The 5,169-nt window shown below is 57.1% G+C and carries 5 protein-coding genes; 3 read left to right on the top strand and 2 right to left on the bottom strand.

Translation table 11 applies throughout. The features are described from left to right. From RTK32_RS18685 to RTK32_RS18675, 3 genes are all read left to right on the top strand, one after another. Positions 1–235 (top strand): magnesium transporter (locus tag RTK32_RS18685; RefSeq protein ID WP_312046612.1); only part of this gene is annotated, 235 nt, incomplete at its 5' end. 441 nt (positions 236–676) lie between these two features. Beyond that, positions 677–1,582 (top strand): NmrA family NAD(P)-binding protein, encoded by a 906-nt coding sequence (locus tag RTK32_RS18680; RefSeq protein ID WP_312046610.1) that lies wholly within the window; start codon positions 677–679, stop codon positions 1,580–1,582. Further along, a complete protein-coding gene (locus RTK32_RS18675) occupies positions 1,579–2,736 on the top strand; it encodes an epoxide hydrolase (protein ID WP_312046608.1) in 1,158 nt (385 codons plus the stop codon). The genes RTK32_RS18680 and RTK32_RS18675 overlap by 4 nt, the downstream gene beginning before the upstream one ends. Before the next feature lie 249 nt (positions 2,737–2,985). On the opposite strand, the gene RTK32_RS18670 is transcribed toward RTK32_RS18675, so the two are convergent. Next, complete coding sequence (locus RTK32_RS18670) at positions 2,986–3,510, bottom strand: LysR substrate-binding domain-containing protein (RefSeq protein WP_312046607.1); 525 nt, start codon at positions 3,508–3,510, stop codon at positions 2,986–2,988. A 119-nt stretch (positions 3,511–3,629) separates the two neighbouring features. Continuing rightward, a partial coding sequence (gene guaA, locus RTK32_RS18665; RefSeq protein WP_312046605.1) for a glutamine-hydrolyzing GMP synthase occupies positions 3,630–5,169 on the bottom strand: 1,540 nt, incomplete at its 5' end.

The following is a 5,169-nucleotide window of genomic DNA, read 5'->3' as shown; positions in this document are numbered from 1 at the left end:
GGGCGGCGTGACCTGGGCAATGTACGGCAATCCGGCACTGGGCGGCGTAATGATGCTGGCGATGGTGCTGAATCTGCTGCTGGCAGCGCTGATGGGCGTCCTCATCCCGCTGATTATGACCAAACTAAAACGCGATCCCGCCGTTGGCTCCAGCGTATTGATCACCGCGCTGACCGATACCGGCGGCTTTTTCATTTTCTTAGGCCTGGCGACGATTTTTTTGCTGCATAAGTAACTCTGTTGTGTATTTAACATGCGCTTGCCGGGGAGCGTAAAGATAGCGATGAGCGGCTACGTCATCGCTATCGAACAGAAGCCCTTCCACACGCCGCAGACGACTTTTCAGCGGGAATGGTTTTCGGCACACATCGCGCCCGCGTAGAACAGTCTGAACGGGCTTAGAGGGTAACCTGGCTTGCACAGCCCGGGGTTTCGCTTCAGGTAACTTCGCTATCCTATGTTAAAAAGCCCTGCCGCGCAGCACCCTGCCCCGGACGTGCTCTCTCCCCCGCCTGGCTTTATCACCTTTTAGTTTGGGTCTGGTCTGTATCATGGTCTACAACTTACCGATGGTTGTTTGTTCATCAACTCAACGCTAACGACAGTTGCATCAATACCGGTATGTCGTTTTACCCACTCTTATCAACTGACAAACAGGTGCTTTGTGGATCACTCCATGGCTTTACCCATTACGGTGGCTGGTGCTACAGGGGATTTAGGTTCTCGCGTGGTTCGGGCCCTGACAGCGCGCGGCGCCCATGTGATAGCGTTAGTTCGACCAGACACTGAACCAGCCCGGTTAACGGGCCTGCACAACAGCAGCATTACGATCAAGACCGTTTCACTGGATGACGCCCCTAACCTGTGCGCGGCCGTCGCCGGTTCAGGTTGCGTGGTGTCCACGCTCAATGGCCTGGAAGAGGTCATTATTGAGCAACAGGGTAGACTGTTGGAGGCCACGATAGCGGCCGGGGTGCCCAGGTTCATCCCATCAGATTATTCGCTCGACTACACCCGTACCCGCCCCGGCGACAATCGCAACATGGATCTGCGCCGACGATTTGCCGCCAGGCTTGAGACGGTCGACATCAACGTAACCTCCATTCTCAACGGCGGATTTCTGGAGCTGTTGGAAGGCGATGCCCCTTTGGTGGTGCCGGGACGCCGGGTACTGCATTTTGGCGATGCACAGCAGCCACTTGACTTCACGGCCAAAGACGACGTGGCCGCATTTACCGCTGATGCCGCACTCGATCCTCACTCCCCTCGTTTTCTGCGCATTGCAGGTAACAGTCTGTCACCTGCACAAATCGCTCATATGCTGACGGAGCTGACCAGCCAGCCTTACCGAACCCTGCGCCCCGGAAATATCGGGACATTATCTGCGCTTATCGGTATAGCCCGCCTGTTAACGCCGGCAACCGGCAACCCTTTTCCCGCCTGGCAAGGCATGCAATACCTGCGGGATATGATGAGTGGCCGCGGCAAGCTGCTTAACCTGGATAACGAGCGCTATGGCCCACGAAAATGGGCTTCCGTCCGTGACACCCTGGCCCATACCTATGCACAAGGAATCAAATGATGACCCACCCTGTCGAGTCCTTTCCCATTCATATTCCCCAGTCACAACTTGACGATCTGATGCAACGCCTGGCGCAGACCCGTTGGCCAGACCCGGAAACCGTCGACGATAACAGCCAGGGGCCGCAGCTTGCGCGTATTCGCGCGCTGGCAGAGCACTGGCAACAAGCGTATGACTGGCGCGCCACTGAAGCCCAACTCAACCAGTGGAACAGCAGCCGAACCGAGATCGATGGCCTCGGTATTCATTTTTTGCATATTCGCTCACCCCATCCCGACGCCCTTCCTTTGCTGATGACCCATGGTTGGCCCGGCTCTGTTCTTGAATTCAGAGACATGATCGGCCCCCTTACCGACCCTACAGCCTATGGGGGGCAAGCCTGCGATGCGTTCCATTTGGTTATCCCTGCGCTACCGGGTTTTGGGTTCAGTGATAAACCCCGATCTTCCGGATGGGGCGTGGGGAAAACTGCCCACGCCTGGGTGCAGCTTATGGAGCGTTTGGGATATGGCGAGCGCTGGGCCGCCCAGGGGGGTGACTGGGGAGCGGCAGTGACTACTGCTCTTGGACACATGTGTCCGCCTGGCCTGATCGGCATTCATCTGAACATGGTGATGTACCGGCCGACTCAGGATGAAATCGCCCAGGCCACCCCGGAAGAGCAGCGCATGCTGGCTGATGCGCAACGTTACGAGCAGGAGCTTTCGGGCTATATGAAGGTGCAAAGCACCCGGCCGCAGTCAATAGGCTTTGCCCTGGCGGATTCCCCCGTTGGCCTGGCAGCCTGGATCTACGCGCTGTTTCAGGATGCCTCTGATAGCGGCGGCGAGCCTGAACGAGCGATCGACATCAACGCCCTGATCGATGACATCATGCTGTACTGGCTGCCTGGTGCCGGCCCAAGTTCGGTCCGCTTCTATTGGGAAGGGAGACAGGAAATGCAAAAGCAAAGTCCCGCCTCCGCCGTACCGACCCCGGCAGGCGTGAGCATGTTTCCCGGCGAGCTGCTTCGCCTCTCACGCCGCTGGGCGCAGGCGCGTTTCGAAGATCTGCGGTTCTTTGCGGAAGCCGGGAACGGTGGCCACTTCGCCGCCATGGAAAACCCGACAGTTCTCACCGACCATGTGCGTGAGACCTTCCGTTTACTGCGCTAGCACCCTGACACGGCGTGTTTAAGCGGTTGAACCCCTAATGGTTTGGCAATGGATCAGATTCAGGGCCCCCGACAGTTCACCCTGTCGGGGGCCCTGAACCGTTTTTGCTGGCGGCGGGCTCGCCGTGTCTTCAATACCGGTATCTTACCTGTGCACGCGTTCAAAAAGCATGGCGTCGATCGCCTGGCAGCCACCGTCTGCCGTAGCGATAGCCAGGCCGTAGTTTTATATTCCTGATGGAAAACCGGCTTACCCGTCAGCATCCTCTTGAGCCATCTGGACAAACCGGGATAACGGCGAGTCCTGTGGCGCACATCGATATACCAATGTGAGAGGAACCGTGAAGCCGGATTGAGCATCAAGCTCCCGGTATTTCACACTTTCCTGATGCAGTGAGCTTAAGGTCTCAGGCACGATAGTCATCCCTTTGCCCGCAGCGACCAGAGTGATTGCAGAAAGTAATCTTGGTACATCGGCTGCAATGCGCGGCGTAAACCCTGCCTCCAGAAAGGCGGCAAAAAGCCGCTCCTGGGTGCCTGGGCCATCAGCCTGCCGATAAAGGATAAGGCCTTCAGCTTTCAAAGCCGACAAGGCAATGGGACCGGTGTCCTGCGCCAGAGGATGTCCGCTCGGCAAGGCGACAACCATGGGTTCTTCACACAGTACAACCGATTTCAGCATGGGGTATCGCTGAGTTGTTGATCTTACGAACACGGCGTCCAGGTAAGCTAATAAGCACTGTCGATACCACGTCGGCTTAACCCAGCTGAACATGGTATCGACTTCCCCTTGTTGATGCCTGTCTCGGGCACCATGACCAATACTATTAACGACGTAGAAATCTTCGCAATGTTAAGGGTATTTATTAAAAATCAAAAACTTATGGGAATAGCCTACTCCCACTCGATCGTCGCTGGCGGCTTACCGGAGATATCGTAAACCACGCGGGAAATGCCGTCGATTTCGTTAATGATTCGGTTAGACACGCGGCCCAGGAACTCATAAGGCAGATGCGCCCAGTGCGCGGTCATAAAGTCGATAGTTTCTACCGCACGCAGCGAAACCACCCAGTCGTATTTACGGCCGTCACCCATCACGCCTACAGAACGCACCGGCAGGAATACGGTGAACGCCTGGCTGACCTTGTTATACAAATCAGCCTTGTGCAGCTCTTCGATAAAGATCGCATCGGCGCGACGCAGCAAATCGCAATACTCTTTTTTCACTTCGCCCAGCACGCGCACGCCCAGACCCGGCCCAGGGAACGGATGACGGTAAAGCATGTTGTACGGCAGGCCAAGCTCCAGACCAATTTTACGCACTTCATCTTTGAACAGCTCACGCAGCGGCTCAACCAGGCCCATCTTCATCTCTTTCGGCAGGCCGCCCACGTTGTGGTGAGACTTGATCACGTGCGCTTTACCGGTGGCAGAAGCGGCGGACTCAATCACGTCCGGATAGATAGTGCCCTGCGCCAGCCACTTCACGTCCTGCAGCTTCAGCGCCTCTTCGTCGAACACTTCTACGAAAACGCGGCCGATGATTTTGCGCTTTGCTTCCGGCTCATCCGTTCCGGCCAGCGCGTCGAGGAAGCGTTTTTCCCCTTCAACGTGGACAATATTCAGGCCAAAGTGATCGCCGAACATCTCCAGTACCTGCTCCGCTTCGTTCAGGCGCAGCAGGCCGTTGTCTACGAATACACAGGTCAGACGATCGCCGATAGCGCGGTGAAGCAGCATGGCGGTCACCGAGGAATCCACGCCGCCGGACAGGCCCAGGATCACCTTATCGTTGCCAACCTGCGCGCGCAGACGCTCAACGGCGTCTTCAATGATTTTCGCTGGCGTCCACAGTGCTTCACACTGGCAGATATCCAGCACAAAACGCTCCAGCATACGCTGGCCCTGACGGGTGTGCGTCACTTCCGGGTGGAACTGCACGCCATACAGGCGCTTCTCTTCGTTAGCCATGATGGCGAACGGGCAGCTTTCGGTGCTGGCAACGGTGACAAAGTCGGAGGGAATAGCGGTCACTTTGTCGCCGTGGCTCATCCAGACGTCCAGCAGCGGCTTGCCGTCAGCGCTCAGGGAGTCTTCAATGCCGCGAGTCAGCGCGCTTTCCACCCCAACTTCTACCTGTGCATAGCCGAATTCCCGCTCGCTGGAACCTTCTACCTTGCCACCAAGCTGCAGCGCCATAGTCTGCATACCGTAGCAGACGCCGAATACCGGCACGCCCGCGTTGAAGACGTATTCCGGCGCGCGTGGGCTGTTGTGTTCGGTAGTGCTTTCCGGGCCGCCGGAAAGGATAATGCCGCTTGGATTAAACTGGCGGATCTGCTCTTCGGTGACGTCCCATGCCCAAAGTTCACAGTAAACGCCCAGCTCGCGCACGCGGCGTGCAACCAGCTGCGTATACTGCGAGCCGAAATCA

The sequence above is a fragment of the Erwinia sp. genome (assembly GCF_031978025.1).
Classification (GTDB): domain Bacteria; phylum Pseudomonadota; class Gammaproteobacteria; order Enterobacterales; family Enterobacteriaceae; genus Erwinia.
This window is presented reverse-complemented; position numbering and strand designations above follow the sequence as displayed.